The following is a 20456-nucleotide window of genomic DNA, read 5'->3' on the forward strand; positions in this document are numbered from 1 at the left end:
GCCGAGGGGCGCTTGCCTTGTCGTGGGGCTGTTCGCTGCCGCGCGGGCTGCGCGCGGCCGTTTCGTGCGGTGTGGGCCGAGCCGTGGGGCCCGGACACGCAGCCGATAGCCTTCCGCCGTGACCGCAACCCTCATCTGGATCCTCGTCGCGCTCGTGGCCGTCGGCGTGTACCTCAGCTGGACGGCCGGACGGCTGGACCGGCTGCACGTGCGGATGGACGCCGCCCGGGCCGCGCTCGACGCGCAGCTGCTGCGGCGCGTCTCGGTGGCCCAGGAGCTGGCGACCTCCGGCGTGCTGGACCCGGCCGCCTCGATCGTGCTCTACGAGGCCGCGCACGCGGCCCGGCAGGCCGAGGAGGAGCAGCGGGAGGTCGCCGAGAGCGAGCTGAGCCAGGCGCTGCGGGCGGTCTTCGAGGACGCGGCCCAGGTGGAGGCGGTGCGCGAGGCCCCCGGCGGCGACGCGGCGGCCCGTGAGCTGGCCGAGGCCGTCCGCCGGGTGCCGATGGCCCGCCGCTTCCACAACGACGCCGTGGGGGCCGCCCGCAGACTCCGCGAACACCGCAAGGTCCGCTGGTTCCGGCTGGCCGGCCACGCTCCCTTCCCGCTGGCCTTCGAGATGGACGACGAGCCGCCCGCGGCCTTGGTCGAGCGGATCTCCTGAAACACGGGTGAAGCAAAAGGATCCACCGGCTTGCCATTGGCCCTTGCTGTGGCCTGGACGGTTCGCGTTTCCTCGGGAGTGCACAAACCCTCTTTCCCATCAGTGAGGTCACCCGTGTCCACCACCGAGAACCAGGCTCCCGAGACCGGCACCGCCCGTGTGAAGCGCGGCATGGCCGAGCAGCTCAAGGGCGGCGTGATCATGGACGTCGTCACGCCGGAGCAGGCGAAGATCGCCGAGGACGCGGGCGCCGTCGCCGTCATGGCCCTGGAGCGAGTCCCGGCCGACATCCGCAAGGACGGCGGCGTGGCCCGTATGTCCGACCCGGACATGATCGAGGGCATCATCGACGCGGTCTCCATCCCGGTGATGGCCAAGTCCCGCATCGGCCACTTCGTCGAGGCCCAGGTGCTGCAGTCCCTCGGCGTCGACTACATCGACGAGTCCGAGGTGCTCACCCCGGCCGACGAGGTCAACCACTCCGACAAGTGGTCCTTCACCACCCCGTTCGTGTGCGGTGCCACCAACCTGGGCGAGGCCCTGCGCCGCATCGCCGAGGGCGCCGCGATGATCCGCTCCAAGGGCGAGGCCGGCACCGGCAACGTGGTCGAGGCCGTCCGCCACCTGCGCCAGATCAAGGGCGACATCGCCCGCCTGCGCGGCCTGGACAACCACGAGCTGTACGCCGCCGCCAAGGAGCTGCGCGCCCCGTACGAGCTGGTCAAGGAGGTCGCCGAGCTGGGCAAGCTCCCGGTGGTGCTGTTCTCCGCCGGCGGTGTGGCCACCCCGGCCGACGCCGCCCTGATGCGCCAGCTCGGCGCCGAGGGCGTGTTCGTCGGCTCCGGCATCTTCAAGTCCGGCGACCCGGCCAAGCGCGCCGCCGCCATCGTGAAGGCCACCACCTTCTACGACGACCCGAAGATCATCGCGGACGCGTCCCGCAACCTCGGCGAGGCCATGGTGGGCATCAACTGCGACACCCTCCCCGAGACCGAGCGCTACGCGAACCGCGGCTGGTAACCCCCACAGGTAACGGCACCCCATGAACACTCCTGTCATAGGCGTCCTGGCCCTCCAGGGCGACGTACGGGAGCACCTCATCGCCCTGGCCGCGGCCGACGCCGTGGCCAGGCCGGTGCGGCGCCCCGAGGAACTCGCCGAGGTGGACGGTCTCGTCCTGCCCGGCGGCGAGTCGACCACCATCTCCAAGCTGGCCGTGCTCTTCGGCGTGATGGAGCCCCTCCGCGCGCGCGTGCGCGACGGCATGCCTGTCTACGGCACCTGCGCGGGCCTGATCATGCTCGCCGACAAGATCCTCGACCCGCGCTCGGGCCAGGAGACCATCGGCGGCATCGACATGATCGTGCGCCGCAACGCCTTCGGCCGGCAGAACGAGTCGTTCGAGGCGGCGGTCGACGTCAAGGGCATCACGGGCGATCCCGTGGAGGGCGTCTTCATCCGCGCCCCCTGGGTGGAGTCCGTCGGCGCCGGGGCCGAGGTGCTCGCCGAGCACGACGGTCACATCGTCGCCGTCCGCCAGGGCAACGCGCTCGCCACCTCCTTCCACCCGGAGCTGACCGGCGACCACCGCGTGCACTCGCTGTTCGTCGACATGGTGCGCGCCGACCAGGCGGCGGAGTCCTTGTAGGATCTCCGGGGGTCCCCCCGGCCTTTCGACCGAGGGGCGTTCGTACAGGATGGGTTACGCGAAGGAGACAGGCAGATGTCCGGCCACTCTAAATGGGCCACGACGAAGCACAAGAAGGCCGTGATCGACGCCAAGCGCGGCAAGCTCTTCGCGAAGCTGATCAAGAACATCGAGGTCGCGGCCCGGATGGGCGGTGCCGACCCGGACGGCAACCCGACGCTGTACGACGCCATCCAGAAGGCGAAGAAGTCGTCGGTCCCGAACAAGAACATCGACTCCGCGGTCAAGCGCGGCGCGGGCCTGGAGGCCGGCGGCGCCGACTACGAGACGATCATGTACGAGGGCTACGGCCCGAACGGCGTCGCGGTGCTCATCGAGTGCCTCACCGACAACCGCAACCGCGCCGCCTCCGAGGTCCGCGTCGCCATGACCCGCAACGGCGGCTCCATGGCCGACCCGGGCTCGGTGTCGTACCTGTTCAACCGCAAGGGCGTCGTCATCGTCCCCAAGGGCGAGCTGACCGAGGACGACGTGCTCGGCGCGGTGCTGGACGCCGGTGCCGAGGAGGTCAACGACCTCGGTGAGAACTTCGAGGTGGTCAGCGAGCCGACCGACCTTGTCGCGGTCCGCACCGCCCTGCAGGAGGCCGGCATCGACTACGAGTCGGCCGAGGCCAACTTCGTCCCGACCATGCAGGTCGAGCTGGACGAGGAGGGCGCCAAGAAGATCTTCAAGCTCATCGACGCGCTGGAGGACAGCGACGACGTGCAGAACGTCTTCGCGAACTTCGACGTGAGCGACGAGATCATGGAGAAGGTCGACGCGTAACGCGTACGGCTGACGACCGGGCCGACGGGACACCCCCCCGTCGGCCCGTCGCGTTGTACGGCGTTGTCGGTGGCACCCGATAGCCTGCACAGACATGCGATCGGGTGACCGAAGGGAGCGGTGCGCGTGCGTGTTCTGGGGGTGGACCCCGGCCTGACCCGGTGCGGGATCGGCGTGGTCGAGGGCGTCGCGGGCCGCCCGCTGACCATGCTCGGCGTCGGCGTCGTCCGCACCCCGGCCGACGCCGAGCTCAGCCACCGGCTGCTCGCCGTCGAGCAGGGCATCGAGGAGTGGCTGGACGAGCACCGGCCCGAGTTCGTCGCCGTGGAGCGCGTCTTCAGCCAGCACAACGTGCGTACGGTCATGGGCACCGCCCAGGCCAGCGCCGTGGCCATGCTGTGCGCCGCCCGGCGCGGCATCCCCGTCGCCCTGCACACCCCCAGCGAGGTCAAGGCCGCCGTCACCGGCTCCGGACGCGCCGAGAAGGCCCAGGTGGGCGCCATGGTCACCCGTCTGCTGCGGCTGGCCGCGCCCCCGAAGCCCGCCGACGCCGCCGACGCCCTCGCACTCGCCATCTGCCATATCTGGCGGGCCCCCGCCCAGAGCCGGCTCCAGCAGGCAGTGGCCCGGCACACGATCCACGCAACGAAAGGCCCCACGGCATGATCGCCTTCGTCAGCGGCACGGTCGCCGCGCTCGCCCCGGATGCCGCCGTTGTCGAGGTCGGGGGCGTCGGCATGGCCGTCCAGTGCACCCCGGACACCCTGTCGGCACTGCGCGTCGGCAAGCCCGCCCGGCTGCACACCTCCCTCGTCGTCCGCGAGGACTCGCTCACCCTGTACGGCTTCGCGGACGACGACGAACGCCAGGTCTTCGAGCTGCTGCAGACCGCGAGCGGCGTCGGCCCGCGCCTCGCCCAGGCCATGCTGGCCGTGCACAGCCCGGACGCGCTGCGCCGCGCGGTCGCCACCGGTGACGAGAAGGCCCTCACCGCCGTCCCCGGCATCGGCAAGAAGGGCGCCCAGAAGCTGCTGCTGGAGCTGAAGGACCGGCTCGGCGAGCCCGTCGGCGCCCCGGCCGTCGGCGCGCCCGTCACCCAGGGCTGGCGCGACCAGCTGCACGCGGCCCTGATCGGTCTCGGCTACGCCACCCGCGAGGCCGACGAGGCGGTGGCCGCCGTGGCGCCCCAGGCCGAGGCGGCGGGCGGCACCCCGCAGGTGGGCCCGCTGCTGAAGGCCGCCCTGCAGACCCTGAACCGCGCCCGCTGACCCGCGCCCCCGCTAGGAGAACTTCGTGAACCGGGACGACACCACCCCCACCCCCGCCGAGGAGCGGCTCGTCGGTGCGTCCGCCGACCGGGAGGACCAGGCCGTCGAGGCCGCCCTTCGCCCCAAGGACCTCGGCGAGTTCATCGGCCAGGAGAAGGTCCGCGAACAGCTCGACCTGGTGCTGCGCGCCGCACGCGCGCGGGGCGCCACCGCCGACCATGTGCTGCTCTCCGGGGCACCCGGCCTCGGCAAGACCACCCTGTCGATGATCATTGCGGCGGAGATGGGCGCCCCCATCCGCATCACCTCCGGCCCCGCCATCCAGCACGCCGGCGACCTCGCCTCGATCCTGTCCTCGCTCCAGGAGGGCGAGGTGCTCTTCCTCGACGAGATCCACCGCATGTCCCGGCCCGCCGAGGAGATGCTGTACATGGCGATGGAGGACTTCCGCGTCGACGTCATCGTGGGCAAGGGTCCCGGCGCCACCGCGATCCCGCTGGAGCTGCCGCCGTTCACCCTGGTCGGCGCCACCACCCGGGCGGGCCTGCTGCCACCGCCGCTGCGCGACCGCTTCGGCTTCACCGCGCACATGGAGTTCTACTCCCCGCGCGAGCTGGAGCGCGTGGTGCACCGCTCGGCGAGCCTGCTGGACGTGGAGATCGAGCCGGACGGCGCCGCCGAGATCGCCGGCCGTTCCCGGGGCACGCCCCGTATCGCCAACCGCCTGCTGCGCCGGGTCCGCGACTACGCGCAGGTCAAGGCCGACGGGGTCATCACCCGGGAGATCGCCGCGGCCGCGCTCGCCGTCTACGAGGTCGACGCGCGCGGCCTGGACCGGCTGGACCGCGCCGTGCTGGAGGCCCTGCTGAAGCTGTTCGGCGGCGGACCGGTGGGCCTGTCCACCCTCGCCGTGGCGGTGGGGGAGGAGCGGGAGACCGTGGAGGAGGTCGCCGAGCCCTTCCTGGTCCGCGAGGGACTGCTTGCCCGCACCCCGCGCGGCCGGGTCGCCACCCCCGCCGCCTGGGCGCACCTGGGACTGACCCCGCCGCACGCCCCGGCCGCGGGAAACGGACAACAGGACTTGTTCGGGACGTGAGGGCGGCCGAGCGGCGAAGGCGATGGCCCGGCCGGAACCCAGGTGCCATGCTGAGCGTTGTTCCATGAGAGCGGACTCGCTTAGACTCCGCCGATGCCGCCCTTGCGGGCGGCGCCGACCACACCCCCATCCCAAAGGCCGCTCACCCGCGCGGTCGCGCGAAGGAAATTCCGTCCCGTGAATGCCTATACCCTTCTCCCGTTCATCGTGCTCATCGCGGCCATGTTCCTGATGACGCGTTCGGCCAAGAAGAAGCAGCAGCAGGCCGCCGACATGCGGAACCACATGCAGCCCGGATCCGGAGTCCGCACGATCGGGGGGATGTACGCGACGGTCAAGGAGGTCAACGAGGACACCGTCCTCCTCGACGCCGCGCCCGGCGTCGACCTCCTCTTCGCCAAGAACGCCATCGGCGCCGTCCTGTCCGACGACGAGTACAACCGCATCGTCCACGGCATCGAGCACGACCTGAAGTCCGACACCGGCATCGTCCCGGACGACGCCTCCTCCCTCACCGAGACCGACGAGACCGACGGATCCGCCGACGCTGCCGCCGCCTCGGACGACAAGATCGACCTCGGTAAGAAGGACGCCGCCGAGGCCGGCGCGGACGACCAGCCGAAGAAGACCGACGGCGACTCCGACGCGAAGTAGTCACCCCCCGGGACGCGTGGCGGCGGCATGATGGGCGCCCCGCGGGTCCCGGGCGCGTCTGTTTCCCGCACGGGAGTCCGACACCATGTCATGGCCGACCGCGCCGACCGGGCGCGGGGCGGCCCGAGAGGGAGTACGAGAAGGTGGCAGCACCTAAGAGGGGCCGAAGCGCGAGCGCCCCGAGCAAGCCAGGGCGCTCGCTGGCCCTCATCCTGATCGCCATCGTGGCGCTCGCCGGAGGGATGTTCGTCTCCGGGCACACCACTCCGCGTCTCGGCATCGACCTCGCCGGTGGTACGAGCATCACGCTCAAGGCGAAGGCCGATCAGGGGTCCGCGATCAACAAGGCCAACATGGACACCGCGGTCGACATCATGAACCGCCGGGTCAACGGTCTGGGTGTCTCCGAGGCGGAGGTGCAGACCCAGGGGAACGACAACATCATCGTCAACATCCCCAAGGGCACCAACTCCAAGGAGGCCCAGGAGCAGGTAGGCACCACCGCCAAGCTGTACTTCCGGCCGGTCCTGGCGAGCGAGCCCAGCGGCCCCGCCACGAAGAGCCCGTCGCCGAGCGCGTCCTCCAAGGGCGGCTCCTCGCCGAAGCCGGGCGCCAGCCCGTCGGCGTCCGCCTCGGCCGGCGAGAAGGCGACCGGTTCCGGCAAGGAGACGGCGTCCGGTTCCGCCTCTCCCTCGGCCTCGGCCACGTCCCAGGGCCGCGCGGTCACCGACGCCCTGAAGGCCGACGCGACCCCCTCGCCGAGCGGCTCCGCCTCCGGCAGCGCCAAGCCCTCGGCCACGCCGTCGGGGACGCCCTCGGCCCCGGCCGGCAGCGGCTCCGGCGCGGACGCCAAGCTCCAGGCGCAGTACGCGACCCTGGACTGCACCAAGCCCACCGACCGGGCGAACGCCGGCAAGAACGTCAAGCCGGGCCAGCCCACCGTGGCCTGCGGCAAGATCGACGACGCCTGGTACAAGTACCTGCTCGGTCCGGCCGCCGTGGACGGCACCGAGGTGAAGAAGGCGCAGGCCGTCTTCGACACCCAGGGCGCCGCCGGCTGGCAGGTCCAGATGACCTTCACCGGCAAGGGCGCCAAGAAGTTCGCCGACATCACCGGCGAGCTGGCCCAGAAGACGCAGCCGCAGAACGAGTTCGGCATCGTTCTGGACGGCGAGGTCGTCTCCAGCCCGTACGTGCGGCAGTCCATCACCGGCGGCCAGGCGGAGATCTCCGGCAGCTTCCAGCAGGACGAGGCGCAGAGCCTCGCCAACATGCTGTCGTACGGTGCTCTGCCGCTGTCCTTCCAGGAGCAGTCCGTCACCACCGTCACCGCCGCGCTCGGCGGCGAGCAGCTGCACGCCGGTCTGCTCGCGGGCGCGATCGGCCTGGCGCTGGTCGTGATCTACCTGGTGGTCTACTACCGCGGCCTGTCGCTCGTCGCCATGGCCTCGCTGGTGGTCTCGGCGATCCTCACCTACGTGATCATGTCGCTGCTCGGCCCGGCCATCGGCTTCGCGCTGAACCTGCCGGCCGTCTGCGGTGCCATCGTCGCCATCGGTATCACCGCGGACTCCTTCATCGTGTACTTCGAACGCATTCGGGACGAGATCCGCGAGGGCCGGACGCTGCGTCCCGCCGTCGAGCGGGCCTGGCCGCGTGCCCGGCGCACGGTCCTGGTCTCCGACTTCGTGTCGTTCCTCGCCGCCGCGGTGCTGTTCATCGTGACCGTCGGCAAGGTGCAGGGCTTCGCCTTCACTCTGGGCCTGACCACCCTGCTCGACGTGGTCGTCGTCTTCCTCTTCACCAAGCCGCTGATGACGCTCCTCGCCCGCCGCAGGTTCTTCGCCGACGGCCACAAGTGGTCCGGTCTCGACCCCAAGAGCCTGGGCGCCAAGCCCCCGCTGCGCCGTACCCGCCGCCCCGCCGGACCCGCCGCCGGCCCCGTCGACCCGAAGGAGGCATGAGCCATGTCGAAACTCGGCAACCTCGGCGCCCGGCTGCACCGCGGCGAGATCTCGTACGACTTCGTCGGCAAGCGGAAGATCTGGTACGGCATCTCGATCCTGATCACCATCACGGCCATCGTCGGCCTGGCGGTGCGCGGCCTGAACATGGGCATCGAGTTCGAGGGCGGTGCCGTCTTCACGACGCCCACGAAGATGAGCGCCTCGGTGGCCCAGGCGGAGGAGTACGCCAACAAGGCCTCCGGCCACCAGGCCATCGTGCAGAAGCTGGGCAACGGCAGCCTGCGCATCCAGATCGCCGGCATCGACACCGGCCAGTCCGACCGGATCAAGCAGGAGCTGGCCAAGGACCTGAATCTCGACCCCGAGAAGCTCGCCGCCGACCTGGTCGGCCCGAGCTGGGGCGAGCAGATCGCCAACAAGGCCTGGGAGGGCCTGGCGATCTTCATGGTCCTCGTCGTGATCTACCTGGCCATCGCGTTCGAGTGGCGCATGGCCATCGCGGCGCTGGTCGCGCTGATCCACGACATCACCATCACGACCGGTATCTACGCCCTGGTCGGCTTCGAGGTCACGCCCGGTACGGTCATCGGTCTGCTGACCATCCTCGGTTACTCGCTCTACGACACGGTCGTCGTCTTCGACAGCCTCAAGGAGCAGACGAAGGACCTCACCAAGCAGACCCGGTTCACCTACAGCGAGATCGCCAACCGCTCGATCAACGGCACCCTGGTGCGCTCCATCAACACCACGGTCGTCGCGCTGCTGCCGGTCGCCGGTCTGCTCTTCATCGGCGGCGGCTTCCTCGGCGCGGGCACGCTCAACGACATCTCGCTGTCGCTGTTCGTGGGTCTCGCGGCCGGTGCCTACTCCTCGATCTTCATCGCCACCCCGCTCGTCGCCGACCTCAAGGAGCGCGAGCCGGCGATGAAGAACCTCACCAAGCGGGTCCTGGCCAAGCGCGCCCAGGCCGCCGCGGGGGAGGACCTCGCCGAGGTCCGCGCCACCGACGGTGACGACGGCGACGACGGCGCCCCCGCCGTCGTGGGCCCGCGCAACCAGCCCGCACGCGGCCGAGGCCGCGGCCGTACCTCCGGAAAGCGCCGATGACCGACATTCAGGAACTGCTGCTGAGCCGCATCCGCGATGTGGCCGACTACCCGGAGCCGGGTGTGATGTTCAAGGACATCACCCCGCTCCTGGCCGACCCTGCGGCCTTCACCGCGCTCACCGACACGCTGGCGCAGATCGCCGCCGACACCGGCGCCACCAAGGTCGTCGGCCTGGAGGCCCGGGGCTTCATCCTCGGTGCCCCCGTCGCCGTCCGCGCCGGACTGGGCTTCATCCCGGTCCGCAAGGCGGGCAAGCTGCCCGGGGCCACCCTGCGCCAGGCGTACGACCTGGAGTACGGCTCGGCGGAGATCGAGGTGCACGCCGAGGACCTGTCCGACGGCGACCGCGTGCTGATCGTGGACGACGTCCTGGCCACGGGCGGCACGGCCGAGGCGGCGATCCACCTCATCCAGCGCGCCGGCGCCGAGGTGTCCGGGCTCGCGGTGCTGATGGAGCTGGGCTTCCTGGGCGGCCGCGCCCGGCTGGACGCCGCGCTGGACGGGGCTCCGCTCCAGGCGCTGCTCCAGGTCTGAACCCGCCGCAGCCGTGAGACGGCCGCCCCGGCATGTGTGCCGGGGCGGCCGCTTGCGTCCCACCGGATCCGCGACCGGTGCCTGGCGGGCCCCGCCTCGGGGTTTTCGCAGGTCGGCGCGGGTTCGCCCACCCGCCGCGGACGCCGGTGCGGGAACTGCGCGACCGACCGTCCGGAATCCCGTGACGGCCTTCCGCGTTGCAGGGGTACACGGTCCTCACAGCCGCCTGAAGGCGATGACCGGGCGCAGGATCGCTACCATGGGGTCTCCGGAGCCTGACCGGGGGACCCGGATCGCGCACGAGGAGTCCTCTTGCCAGACGAGGCCCAGCCACTGACCGCCGCCAAGCCCGAGCCCGCCTCGGCCGCCGCGGCGAAGCCCGCGCCGAGCACTTCCCAGGTGAAGAACGACACCCGCGGGGCGGTCGAGCACGCCCACTCCGCGCCCGTGGAGAAGAGCGCCGAGACCGCGCGTCCCAAGCAGGCCCCGGCCGAGCGCCCGGCGCAGCCCCCGGTGGTCCGCCAGCCGGCCGCGCAGCCCACCCGCACCGCCTCCTCCAACCGGGTCCGGGCCCGCCTCGCCCGCCTCGGCGTCCAGCGCGCGAACCCCTACAACCCGGTCCTGGAGCCGCTGCTGCGGATAGTGCGCAGCAACGACCCAAAGATCGAGAACTCCACGCTGCGCCAGATCGAGCGCGCCTACCAGGTCGCCGAACGCTGGCACCGCGGCCAGAAGCGCAAGAGCGGCGACCCGTACATCACGCACCCGCTCGCCGTCACCACCATCCTCGCCGAGCTGGGGATGGACCCGGCCACCCTGATGGCGGGGCTGCTGCACGACACCGTCGAGGACACCGAGTACGGCCTCGAGGACCTGCGCCGCGACTTCGGCGACGTCGTCGCCCTGCTCGTCGACGGCGTGACCAAGCTGGACAAGGTCAAGTTCGGCGAGGCCGCGCAGGCCGAGACCGTGCGCAAGATGGTCGTGGCCATGGCGAAGGACCCGCGGGTCCTGGTCATCAAGCTCGCCGACCGCCTGCACAACATGCGCACCATGCGCTACCTCAAGCGCGAGAAGCAGGAGAAGAAGGCGCGCGAGACGCTGGAGATCTACGCTCCGCTCGCCCACCGCCTCGGCATGAACACCATCAAGTGGGAGCTGGAGGACCTCGCGTTCGCGATCCTCTACCCCAAGATGTACGACGAGATCGTACGACTGGTGGCCGAGCGGGCGCCGAAGCGCGACGAGTACCTGGCCATAGTGACCGACGAGGTCCAGTCCGACCTGCGCGCCGCCCGGATCAAGGCCACCGTCACCGGCCGCCCCAAGCACTACTACAGCGTCTACCAGAAGATGATCGTGCGAGGCCGCGACTTCGCCGAGATCTACGACCTGGTGGGCATCCGCGTCCTCGTCGACACGGTCCGCGACTGCTACGCCGCCCTCGGCACGGTGCACGCGCGATGGAACCCGGTCCCCGGCCGGTTCAAGGACTACATCGCGATGCCCAAGTTCAACATGTACCAGTCGCTGCACACGACGGTCATCGGCCCCAACGGCAAGCCGGTCGAACTCCAGATCCGCACGTTCGACATGCACCGCCGCGCCGAGTACGGCATCGCCGCGCACTGGAAGTACAAGCAGGAGGCCGTCGCCGGCGCCTCCAAGGTCCGCACCGACGCGCCGAAGACGTCGGCGAAGGACAAGGACGCCATCAACGACATGGCGTGGCTGCGGCAGCTGCTGGACTGGCAGAAGGAGACCGAGGACCCGGGCGAGTTCCTGGAGTCCCTGCGCTTCGACCTGTCCCGCAACGAGGTCTTCGTCTTCACGCCCAAGGGCGACGTCATAGCGCTGCCGGCCGGCGCCACCCCGGTGGACTTCGCGTACGCCGTGCACACCGAGGTCGGCCACCGCACCATAGGGGCGCGGGTCAACGGGCGGCTGGTCCCGCTGGAGTCCACCCTGGACAACGGCGACCTGGTCGAGGTGTTCACCTCCAAGGCACCCGGCGCCGGCCCCTCCCGGGACTGGCTCGGCTTCGTCAAGTCGCCGCGGGCCCGCAACAAGATCCGCGCCTGGTTCTCCAAGGAGCGCCGGGACGAGGCGATCGAGCAGGGCAAGGACGCCATCGTGCGGGCCATGCGCAAGCAGAACCTGCCGATCCAGCGGATCCTCACCGGTGACTCGCTGGTCACGCTGGCGCACGAGATGCGCTACTCGGACATCTCCGCGCTGTACGCGGCGATCGGCGAGGGCCATGTCTCCGCGCAGAACATCGTGCAGAAGCTCGTCCAGGCGCTCGGCGGCGAGGAGGCGGCCACCGAGGAGATCGACGAGACGGTCCCGCCGTCCCGCGGGCGCGGGCGCAAGCGGCGCTCCACGGCCGACCCGGGCGTGGTCGTCAAGGGCGTCGAGGACGTGTGGGTCAAGCTGGCCCGCTGCTGTACGCCGGTGCCGGGAGACCCGATCATCGGCTTCGTCACCCGCGGCAGCGGCGTATCGGTCCACCGCAGCGACTGCGTCAACGTCGATTCGCTCTCCCGTGAGCCGGAGCGCATCCTCGACGTCGAGTGGGCGCCGACCCAGTCCTCGGTCTTCCTGGTCGCCATCCAGGTGGAGGCGCTGGACCGGTCCCGGCTGCTGTCGGACGTCACCCGGGTGCTGTCCGACCAGCACGTCAACATCCTGTCGGCGGCCGTGCAGACATCCCGGGACCGGGTGGCCACCTCCCGGTTCACCTTCGAGATGGGCGACCCCAAGCACCTCGGCCACGTGCTGAAGGCGGTGCGGGGCGTGGAGGGCGTGTACGACGTGTACCGGGTGACGTCGGGACGCAGCCGCTCGTAGGACGCCCCGCGCGGCCGCCCGGCCGCGGGACGCGACCCCAGGACACCGAGAAGGGCCCCGTACGGGTGTACGGGGCCCTTCCAGCTGAGCGGTGGGGTTGTTTATCCTCCGAACTCCTGCAGGCCCTTCAGAGCCTGGTCCAGGAGCGCCTGACGGCCCTCCAGCTCCTTCTGCAGCTTGTCGGCCTTGGCGTTGTTGCCCTGGGCGCGCGCCTGGTCGATCTGCGCCCGCAGCTTGTCCACGGCGGCCTGGAGCTGACCGGTCAGACCCTCGGCACGCGCGCGGGCCTCCGGGTTCGTCCGGCGCCACTCGGCCTCCTCGGCCTCCTGGATGGCCCGCTCCACGGCGTGCATCCGGCCCTCCACCTTCGGCCGGGCGTCCCGCGGGACGTGACCGATGGCCTCCCAGCGCTCGTTGATCGAGCGGAAGGTGGCCCGCGCGGCCTTCAGGTCGGTGATCGGCAGGAGCTTCTCGGCCTCCTCGGCCAGCTCCTCCTTCAGCTTCAGGTTCTCCGACTGCTCGGCGTCCCGCTCGGCGAACACCGAGCTGCGGGCGGCGAAGAACACGTCCTGGGCGCCGCGGAAGCGGTTCCACAGGTCGTCCTCGTGCTCGCGCTGGGCGCGGCCCGCGGCCTTCCACTCCGCCATCAGCTCGCGGTACCGGGCGGCCGTCGGACCCCAGTCCGTCGAACCGGACAGCGCCTCGGCCTCGGCGACCAGCCGCTCCTTGACCCGCCGGGCCTCCTCGCGCTGCGCGTCCAGCTGCGCGAAGTGAGCCTTGCGGCGCTTGGAGAACGCCGACCGGGCGTGCGAGAAGCGGTGCCACAGCTCGTCGTCGGACTTGCGGTCCAGCCGCGGCAGCCCCTTCCACGTGTCCACCAGCGCCCGCAGCCGCTCGCCGGCGGCCCGCCACTGGTCGGACCGGGCCAGCTGCTCGGCCTCGGTGACCAGGTCCTCCTTGGCCTTGCGGGCCTCGTCGGACTGCCTGGCCCGCTGCGCCTTGCGCTCCTCGCGGCGCGCCTCGACGGTCGCGACCAGCTTGTCCAGCCGCTTGCGCAGCGCGTCCAGGTCGCCGACCGCGTGGTGCGCGTCCACCTGCTCGCGCAGGTGGTCGACGGCGGCCTGGGCGTCCTTCGCCGACAGGTCGGTGGTCCGCACGCGCTTCTCGAGGAGGCCGATCTCGACAACCAGGCCCTCGTACTTGCGCTCGAAGTAGGCCAGCGCCTCCTCGGGGGAGCCGGCCTGCCAGGAACCGACGACCTTCTCGCCGTCGGCCGTACGCACGTACACGGTCCCCGTCTCGTCGACGCGGCCCCACGGGTCGCTGCTCACAGCGCCTCCTCCACATGATGCCTGCGGGGGGCCGCAGCACCCCCGGGCATCGTCCACAGTTTCGTCACGGCCAACATAGGCGACCAGCGGGTTGCCTGTCCGCATCCAGCGCGACCGAAATTCCGCCGCCCGCCCCGTTGACCTCCCGGTCCGGGTGCCGGACGGGGCCGGCGGGATCCGGACACAGGGTCAGGACTTGACGACCGCGGCCTTGTCGATCACGACCGTCGCGTTCGGTGCGCCGTCGCCGGCGCCCGTGTTCTCACCGGCCGCCGCGATCTTGTCCAGCACCTTCATGCCCGCCGCGTCGACCGTGCCGAACGGCGTGTAGCTGGGCGGCAGCTGGCTGTCCTTGTAGACGAGGAAGAACTGGCTGCCGCCGCTGTGCGGCTGCCCGGTGTTGGCCATCGCCACCGTGCCCGCCGGGTAGATGTTCTTCTTGAGGCTCTTGTCCTTGAGGTTCTCGTCCGGGAGCGTGTAGCCGGGACCGCCCGCGCCGGTGCCCTGCGGGTCGCCGCACTGCAGGACGTAGATGCCCTGGGTGGTCAGCCGGTGGCACTTGGTGTGGTCGAAGTAGCCCTTGCCGGCGAGGAAGTCGAACGAGTTCACCGTGTGCGGCGCCGCCGACGCCTTCAGCGCGACGCCGATGTCACCGCACGTCGTCGCCAGCTTCAGCGTGTACTTCGCCGACGTGTCGATCGTCATCGCCGGCTCCTTCTTCCAGCTCAGCTTCTGCACCGAGCCGGCCGCCGGCTTCTCGCAGGGATCCGGCGCCTTGCTGGTCGGCGCGGCGCTCGGGGTGACCTGGCCGCTCGCGTCGGTCTTCTTCTTGTCGTCGTCCTTGAGCACCCCGGTCGTGTACAGCGCGACACTGCCGATCACGACCACGCCCAGGACCGACGCGATCACGGAGTTGCGCAGGCGGGCCTTGCGCCGCGCCTCGGTGCGCCGCTGCTGCTGCCGCAAGAACTTCTCCCGGGCGAGCTGACGCCGCCGCTGCTCCTGGCTGACCACCGGGTTCTCTCCTCATGCGTGTCGTGTGTCGGGCGGTACGCGTGCGTGCTCGTGCCCCGACCGCTGCGTGTAGCCCCGTACCGTATATGGGTTCGCTGAGGAAACGGCAGCGCCGGTAGGCTCTGGGTGCAGCCGAAGCCGCCCGCGACCGACACAAACGAAGGACGATCGTGCTCATTGCCGGGTTCCCCGCCGGGGCCTGGGGGACGAACTGTTATCTCGTCGCCCCCGCCGCCGGTGAGGAGTGCGTGATCATCGACCCCGGCCATCAGGCCGCCGAAGGCGTCGGGGAAGCGCTGAGGAAACATCGGCTCAAGCCCGTCGCCGTCGTCCTCACCCACGGCCACATCGACCACGTCGCCTCGGTGGTCCCCGTCTGCGGCGCGCACGAGGTACCGGCCTGGATCCACCCCGAGGACCGCTACATGATGAGCGACCCGGAGAAGGCGCTCGGCCGTTCCATCGGCATGCCGCTCATGGGCGAGCTGACCGTGGGGGAGCCGGACGACGTCAGGGAGCTGACGGACGGCACGGCCCTGGAGCTGGCCGGCCTCACGTTCTCCGTCGCGCACGCGCCGGGCCATACCAAGGGGTCGGTGACCTTCCGGATGCCCGAGAGCGCCGACGTGCCGTCGGTGTTCTTCTCCGGGGATCTGCTGTTCGCCGGCTCCATCGGACGCACCGACCTGCCGGGCGGATCCATGGAGGACATGCTCGAGTCGCTGGCCCGCGTGTGCCTGCCGCTCGACGACTCCACCGTGGTGCTGTCCGGCCACGGTCCCCAGACGACCATCGGCCAGGAGCGCGCCACCAACCCCTATCTGCGGCAGGTGGCCGCCGGCCCGGGAAGCGTGGACGCTCCCCGACGAGGAATGTGACGAGAGACCTTTCGTGAGCACTTTTCAGGCCCCCAAGGGCACCTACGACCTGATCCCGCCGGACTCGGCCGCCTACCTGGCGGTCCGCGAGGCCATCGCCGCCCCGCTGCGCCACTCCGGCTACGGCTACATCGAGACCCCCGGCTTCGAGAACGTCGAACTGTTCGCGCGCGGTGTGGGCGAGTCCACCGACATCGTGACCAAGGAGATGTACGCCTTCGAGACCAAGGGCGGCGACAGGCTCGCCCTGCGCCCCGAGGGCACCGCGTCCGTGCTGCGGGCGGCCCTGGAGGCCAACCTGCACAAGACCGGCAACCTCCCGGTCAAGCTCTGGTACTCCGGCTCCTACTACCGCTACGAGCGCCCCCAGAAGGGCCGCTACCGCCACTTCTCCCAGGTGGGCGCGGAGGCGATCGGCGCGGAGGACCCGGCGCTGGACGCCGAGCTGATCATCCTGGCCGACCAGGCCTACCGCTCGCTGGGCCTGAGGAACTTCCGCATCCTGCTGAACAGCCTGGGCGACAAGGAGTGCCGTCCGGTGTACCGGGCCGCCCTGCAGGACTTCCTGCGCGGCCTGGACCTGGACGAGGACACCCGCCGGCGCGTCGACATCAACCCGCTGCGGGTCCTGGACGACAAGCGCGAGTCGGTCCGGCAGCAGCTCGACGGCGCCCCCCTGCTGCGCGACTACCTGTGCGACGCGTGCAAGGCGTACCACGAGGAGGTCCGCGAGCTGATCACCGCCGCGGGCGTCTCCTTCGAGGACGACCCCAGGCTGGTGCGCGGCCTGGACTACTACACCCGCACCACCTTCGAGTTCGTGCACGACGGTCTGGGCTCGCAGTCCGCGGTGGGCGGCGGCGGCCGGTACGACGGCCTGTCCGAGATGATCGGCGGCCCCGCGCTGCCGTCCGTCGGCTGGGCGCTGGGCGTCGACCGCACGGTCCTCGCGCTCCAGGCCGAAGGCGTGGAGCTGGACCTGCCGACCCCGACGTCGGTGTACGCCGTCCCGCTCGGCGAGGAGGCCCGCCGGGTGCTGTTCGCCAAGGTCACCGAGTTGCGCAAGGTGGGCATCGCGGCCGACTTCGCCTACGGCGGCAAGGGGCTGAAGGGCGCCATGAAGAACGCCAACCGCTCCGGCGCCCGCTACACGATCGTCGCCGGCGAGCGCGACCTGGCCGAGGGCGTCGTCCAGCTCAAGGACATGGAGTCCGGCGAGCAGACCGCGATCGGCGTCAACGAGATCGTGGCGGAGCTGGAGTCCCGGCTCGGCTAACCCGCGCGCGTGGGCGCCGGACGCTCCCCGAGGGGGTGTCCGGCGCCCTTGTCACAGAAGGGCCGGACGCTGTCCGGAACCCGGCGGGGGCACCCGTCGTACGCAGATCCTTATGCGCAACGAACGGTGCGCACACAGGCGCGTGCGGCACAATGACCCCTGCCCGAAGATGGTCCGACCCTCGAGTGACGGAATCGGCGTGATGAGCAAGACGACAGTGGACGACGTCTCCGCAAAGCCCGGTCCGGAGCGCGCCGCCGACGCCCCGCGCGCGGCCGGCGGCAGCCGTGCCCTCGCCATCCTGCTGGTGATCACCGGCGCGGCCGGACTGCTGGCCTCGTGGGTCATCACGATCGACAAGTTCAAGATCCTCGAGGCCAAGGTCGCGGGCAAGACCTTCACACCCGGGTGCAGCCTCAACCCGGTGATCTCCTGCGGCAGCGTCATGGAGAGCAAGCAGGCCGCCGCCTTCGGCTTCCCGAACCCCATGCTCGGGCTGGTCTGCTACGGCATCGTCGTCTGCGTCGGCATGAGCCTGCTGGCCCGCGCCCGCTTCCCGCGCTGGTACTGGCTCACGTTCAACTTCGGCACCCTGTTCGGCGTGGGCTTCTGCACCTGGCTGCAGTTCCAGTCCCTGTACCGGATCAACGCGCTGTGCCTGTGGTGCTCGCTGGCCTGGGTCGCCACGATCACCATGTTCTGGTACGTCACCTCGTTCAACATCCGCAACGCCTTCCTGCCGGCCCCGCGCTGGCTGCGGTCCTTCTTCGGCGAGTTCACCTGGGTCGTGCCGGTCGCGCACATCGGCATCATCGGCATGCTGGTGCTGACCCGCTGGTGGGAGTTCTGGACCAGCTGACCGCCCCGGCGGGATTGTCGGTGCGGTGTTCTAGGGTTTCAGCGTGGAACCCGACCTGTTCACCGCCGCAGCAGAAGAACGCCAGGAGAAGGACCCGGCGGGCAGCCCCCTGGCGGTGCGCATGCGCCCGCGCTCGCTCGACGAGGTCGTGGGCCAGCAGCATCTGCTGGCGCCCGGCTCACCCCTGCGCCGCCTGGTCGGCGAGGGCTCCGGCGGGCCCGCCGGACCGTCCTCGGTGATCCTCTGGGGGCCGCCCGGCACCGGCAAGACCACCCTGGCGTACGTGGTGTCCAAGGCGACCGACAAGCGGTTCGTGGAACTGTCCGCGATCACCGCCGGCGTCAAGGAGGTCCGCGCGGTCATCGACGGCGCCCGCCGCGCCACCGGCGGCTACGGCAAGGAGACCGTCCTCTTCCTGGACGAGATCCACCGCTTCAGCAAGGCCCAGCAGGACTCCCTGCTGCCGGCCGTGGAGAACCGCTGGGTCACCCTGATCGCCGCCACCACGGAGAACCCCTACTTCTCGGTGATCTCCCCGCTGCTCTCCCGCTCCCTCCTGCTCACCCTCGAACCCCTCACCGACGACGACATCCGCGGCCTGCTGCGGCGCGCCCTCGCCGACGAACGCGGACTGAGGAACGCCGTCACGCTCCCCGGGGAGACCGAGGAGCACCTGCTGCGGATCGCCGGCGGCGACGCCCGGCGCGCCCTGACCGCCCTGGAGGCCGCCGCCGGCGCCGCCCTGGACCAGGGCGAGAGCGAGATCGGCCTGCGCACGCTGGAGCAGACCGTCGACCGCGCCGCCGTGAAGTACGACCGCGACGGCGACCAGCACTACGACGTCGCCAGCGCCCTCATCAAGTCCATCCGCGGCTCCGACGTCGACGCGGCCCTGCACTACCTGGCCCGCATGATCGAGGCCGGCGAGGACCCCCGGTTCATCGCCCGCCGGCTGATGATCTCCGCCAGCGAGGACATCGGCCTCGCCGACCCCACCGCGCTGCCCACCGCGGTCGCCGCCGCCCAGGCCGTCGCCATGATCGGCTTCCCGGAGGCCGCCCTCACCCTCAGCCACGCCACCATCGCCCTGGCCCTCGCCCCCAAGTCCAACTCCGCGACCACCGCGATCGCCGCCGCCCTGGACGACGTGCGCAAGGGCCTGGCCGGCCCGGTCCCCGCGCATCTGCGCGACGGGCACTACAAGGGCGCCGCCAAGCTCGGCCACGCCCAGGGGTACGTGTACCCGCACGACCTGCCGGAGGGCATCGCCGAGCAGCAGTACGCCCCGGACGCCCTGAAGGACCGCGAGTACTACACTCCGGGCCGGCACGGCGCCGAGGCCAGGTACGCGGACGCCGTCGAGTGGACCCGCAGACACCTCGGTCGCAAGCGGTCCTGAGCAGCCTGTAGACTGCTGCGAAGTGCCGAGTTCCGTGCTGTCAGAGCGGGACAACCGGCCGGAGACCCGGACCCCCGTGGACCGGCTCCAGGAGCGTCGCGCACCGTCGAACGGTGTCGCGGGCAGCCCACCACCCCCCGTGAGATCCCGGGACGGTCGGTGGGCCACTCGCGTGCTGCACGTATGTGCCCAGACCAGGGAAGCGGCTGCCCGGCAGGTCCCGCGCGGACCCGACGGGTTTTCCCGGCTGCGGATGCGACCTCCCTAACCCTGACGAGCCGGAATCTAGGAAATGAGATAACTGTGGCGAACCAGTCCCGCCCCAAGGTCAAGAAGTCGCGTGCCCTCGGCATCGCGCTGACCCCGAAGGCCGTCAAGTACTTCGAGGCCCGCCCCTACCCGCCGGGTGAGCACGGCCGCGGCCGCAAGCAGAACTCGGACTACAAGGTCCGTCTGCTGGAGAAGCAGCGCCTGCGCGCTCAGTACGACATCTCCGAGCGCCAGCTGGTGCGCGCCTACGAGCGTGCCTCCAAGGTCCAGGGCAAGACCGGTGAGGCCCTGATCGTGGAGCTGGAGCGCCGCCTCGACGCGCTGGTCCTGCGTTCGGGCATCGCCCGCACGATCTACCAGGCCCGCCAGATGGTCGTCCACGGCCACATCCAGGTCAACGGCCAGAAGGTCGACAAGCCGTCCTTCCGTGTCCGCCCGGACGACGTCGTGCAGGTCCGCGACCGCTCCAAGGACAAGACGCTGTTCCAGATCGCCCGTGAGGGTGGCTTCGCCCCCGACGGCGAGACCCCGCGCTACCTCCAGGTGAACCTCAAGGCCCTGGCGTTCCGCCTGGACCGCGAGCCGAACCGCAAGGAGATCCCGGTGATCTGCGACGAGCAGCTCGTCGTCGAGTACTACGCCCGCTGACCCAGGTCACGGCGTAGGCCTCAGCCCGCCGTCTCCCCGCCCTTCCGGGTGGGCGAGGCGGCGGGTTCGCGCTGTCCGGGGCCGGTGTCCGCGACCGGGCCGCGCGGTGCCGGCAGGGCGTCCAGCGCCCCCGGCCCCCGATGCCGCAGCGCCCGGGCCACCGCCG

Annotated in this window: 19 protein-coding genes; 17 read left to right on the top strand and 2 right to left on the bottom strand. The window is 71.0% G+C overall.

Translation table 11 applies throughout. The features are described 5' to 3' along the window. The first annotated feature begins 118 nt into the window (after positions 1-118). The 12 genes from H5J33_RS04195 (at position 119) to relA (ending at position 12615) form a co-directional block, all read left to right on the top strand. Positions 119-661 carry a hypothetical protein gene (locus tag H5J33_RS04195; RefSeq protein ID WP_181793420.1) on the top strand — a complete coding sequence of 181 codons (543 nt, stop codon included), beginning with the start codon at positions 119-121 and terminating at the stop codon, positions 659-661. A gap of 114 nt (positions 662-775) precedes the next feature. Continuing rightward, on the top strand, positions 776-1681 hold the full coding sequence (gene pdxS / locus H5J33_RS04200) for a pyridoxal 5'-phosphate synthase lyase subunit PdxS (RefSeq protein ID WP_030781005.1): 906 nt from the start codon (positions 776-778) through the stop codon (positions 1679-1681). A gap of 22 nt (positions 1682-1703) precedes the next feature. Then, on the top strand, positions 1704-2309 hold the full coding sequence (gene pdxT, locus H5J33_RS04205; RefSeq protein ID WP_181793421.1) for a pyridoxal 5'-phosphate synthase glutaminase subunit PdxT: 606 nt from the start codon (positions 1704-1706) through the stop codon (positions 2307-2309). A gap of 75 nt (positions 2310-2384) precedes the next feature. Continuing rightward, positions 2385-3137, top strand: coding sequence for a YebC/PmpR family DNA-binding transcriptional regulator (locus H5J33_RS04210; protein ID WP_181793422.1), 753 nt, complete (start codon positions 2385-2387; stop codon positions 3135-3137). Between the two features lie 126 nt (positions 3138-3263). Further along, positions 3264-3803: a crossover junction endodeoxyribonuclease RuvC gene (ruvC, locus tag H5J33_RS04215; RefSeq protein WP_181793423.1), complete on the top strand. Its 540-nt coding sequence runs from the start codon at positions 3264-3266 to the stop codon at positions 3801-3803. Beyond that, entirely contained in the window at positions 3800-4405 is a 606-nt protein-coding gene (ruvA, locus tag H5J33_RS04220) for a Holliday junction branch migration protein RuvA (protein WP_181793424.1), read from the top strand. Before ruvC ends, ruvA begins: the two co-directional genes overlap by 4 nt. Before the next feature lie 25 nt (positions 4406-4430). Beyond that, complete coding sequence (gene ruvB / locus H5J33_RS04225) at positions 4431-5501, top strand: Holliday junction branch migration DNA helicase RuvB (protein ID WP_181793425.1); 1071 nt, start codon at positions 4431-4433, stop codon at positions 5499-5501. Between the two features lie 177 nt (positions 5502-5678). Then, positions 5679-6155 (top strand): preprotein translocase subunit YajC, encoded by a 477-nt coding sequence (gene yajC / locus H5J33_RS04230; RefSeq protein ID WP_181793426.1) that lies wholly within the window; start codon positions 5679-5681, stop codon positions 6153-6155. A 143-nt stretch (positions 6156-6298) separates the two neighbouring features. Beyond that, positions 6299-8119, top strand: coding sequence for a protein translocase subunit SecD (gene secD / locus H5J33_RS04235; RefSeq protein ID WP_181793427.1), 1821 nt, complete (start codon positions 6299-6301; stop codon positions 8117-8119). 3 nt (positions 8120-8122) lie between these two features. Continuing rightward, positions 8123-9229 carry a protein translocase subunit SecF gene (gene secF, locus H5J33_RS04240; protein ID WP_181793428.1) on the top strand — a complete coding sequence of 369 codons (1107 nt, stop codon included), beginning with the start codon at positions 8123-8125 and terminating at the stop codon, positions 9227-9229. After that, positions 9226-9765: an adenine phosphoribosyltransferase gene (locus H5J33_RS04245; protein ID WP_181793429.1), complete on the top strand. Its 540-nt coding sequence runs from the start codon at positions 9226-9228 to the stop codon at positions 9763-9765. The genes secF and H5J33_RS04245 overlap by 4 nt, the downstream gene beginning before the upstream one ends. Before the next feature lie 312 nt (positions 9766-10077). Beyond that, positions 10078-12615 carry a GTP pyrophosphokinase gene (relA, locus tag H5J33_RS04250; RefSeq protein WP_181793430.1) on the top strand — a complete coding sequence of 846 codons (2538 nt, stop codon included), beginning with the start codon at positions 10078-10080 and terminating at the stop codon, positions 12613-12615. Positions 12616-12716: 101 nt separating this feature from the next. Here relA and H5J33_RS04255 read toward each other — a convergent pair whose 3' ends face one another. Together H5J33_RS04255 and H5J33_RS04260 are read right to left on the bottom strand one after the other, a co-directional pair. After that, positions 12717-13946, bottom strand: a complete 1230-nt coding sequence (locus H5J33_RS04255) for a DUF349 domain-containing protein (RefSeq protein WP_181793431.1) — start codon at positions 13944-13946, stop codon at positions 12717-12719. 189 nt (positions 13947-14135) lie between these two features. Continuing rightward, positions 14136-14960, bottom strand: coding sequence for a peptidylprolyl isomerase (locus tag H5J33_RS04260; protein WP_181793432.1), 825 nt, complete (start codon positions 14958-14960; stop codon positions 14136-14138). A gap of 170 nt (positions 14961-15130) precedes the next feature. Here H5J33_RS04260 and H5J33_RS04265 point away from each other — a divergent pair, with 170 nt between their 5' ends. The 5 genes from H5J33_RS04265 to rpsD all read left to right on the top strand — a co-directional run bounded on the left by H5J33_RS04265 (position 15131) and on the right by rpsD (position 20290). Further along, a complete protein-coding gene (locus tag H5J33_RS04265; RefSeq protein WP_181793433.1) occupies positions 15131-15838 on the top strand; it encodes an MBL fold metallo-hydrolase in 708 nt (235 codons plus the stop codon). Positions 15839-15851: 13 nt separating this feature from the next. Then, positions 15852-17114: a histidine--tRNA ligase gene (hisS, locus tag H5J33_RS04270; RefSeq protein ID WP_181793434.1), complete on the top strand. Its 1263-nt coding sequence runs from the start codon at positions 15852-15854 to the stop codon at positions 17112-17114. A 202-nt stretch (positions 17115-17316) separates the two neighbouring features. Next, entirely contained in the window at positions 17317-17973 is a 657-nt protein-coding gene (locus tag H5J33_RS04275; protein ID WP_181793435.1) for a vitamin K epoxide reductase family protein, read from the top strand. Between the two features lie 43 nt (positions 17974-18016). Then, positions 18017-19372 carry a replication-associated recombination protein A gene (locus H5J33_RS04280; RefSeq protein ID WP_181793436.1) on the top strand — a complete coding sequence of 452 codons (1356 nt, stop codon included), beginning with the start codon at positions 18017-18019 and terminating at the stop codon, positions 19370-19372. Positions 19373-19675: 303 nt separating this feature from the next. Further along, the gene (rpsD, locus tag H5J33_RS04285; RefSeq protein WP_020938857.1) at positions 19676-20290 is read left to right on the top strand and encodes a 30S ribosomal protein S4; all 615 of its coding nucleotides are present in this window, start codon (positions 19676-19678) and stop codon (positions 20288-20290) included. Positions 20291-20456: the final 166 nt, after the last annotated feature.

Origin of the sequence: Streptomyces sp. WELS2 (assembly GCF_013870595.1) — a bacterium.
In the GTDB taxonomy this organism is placed as follows: domain Bacteria; phylum Actinomycetota; class Actinomycetes; order Streptomycetales; family Streptomycetaceae; genus Streptomyces.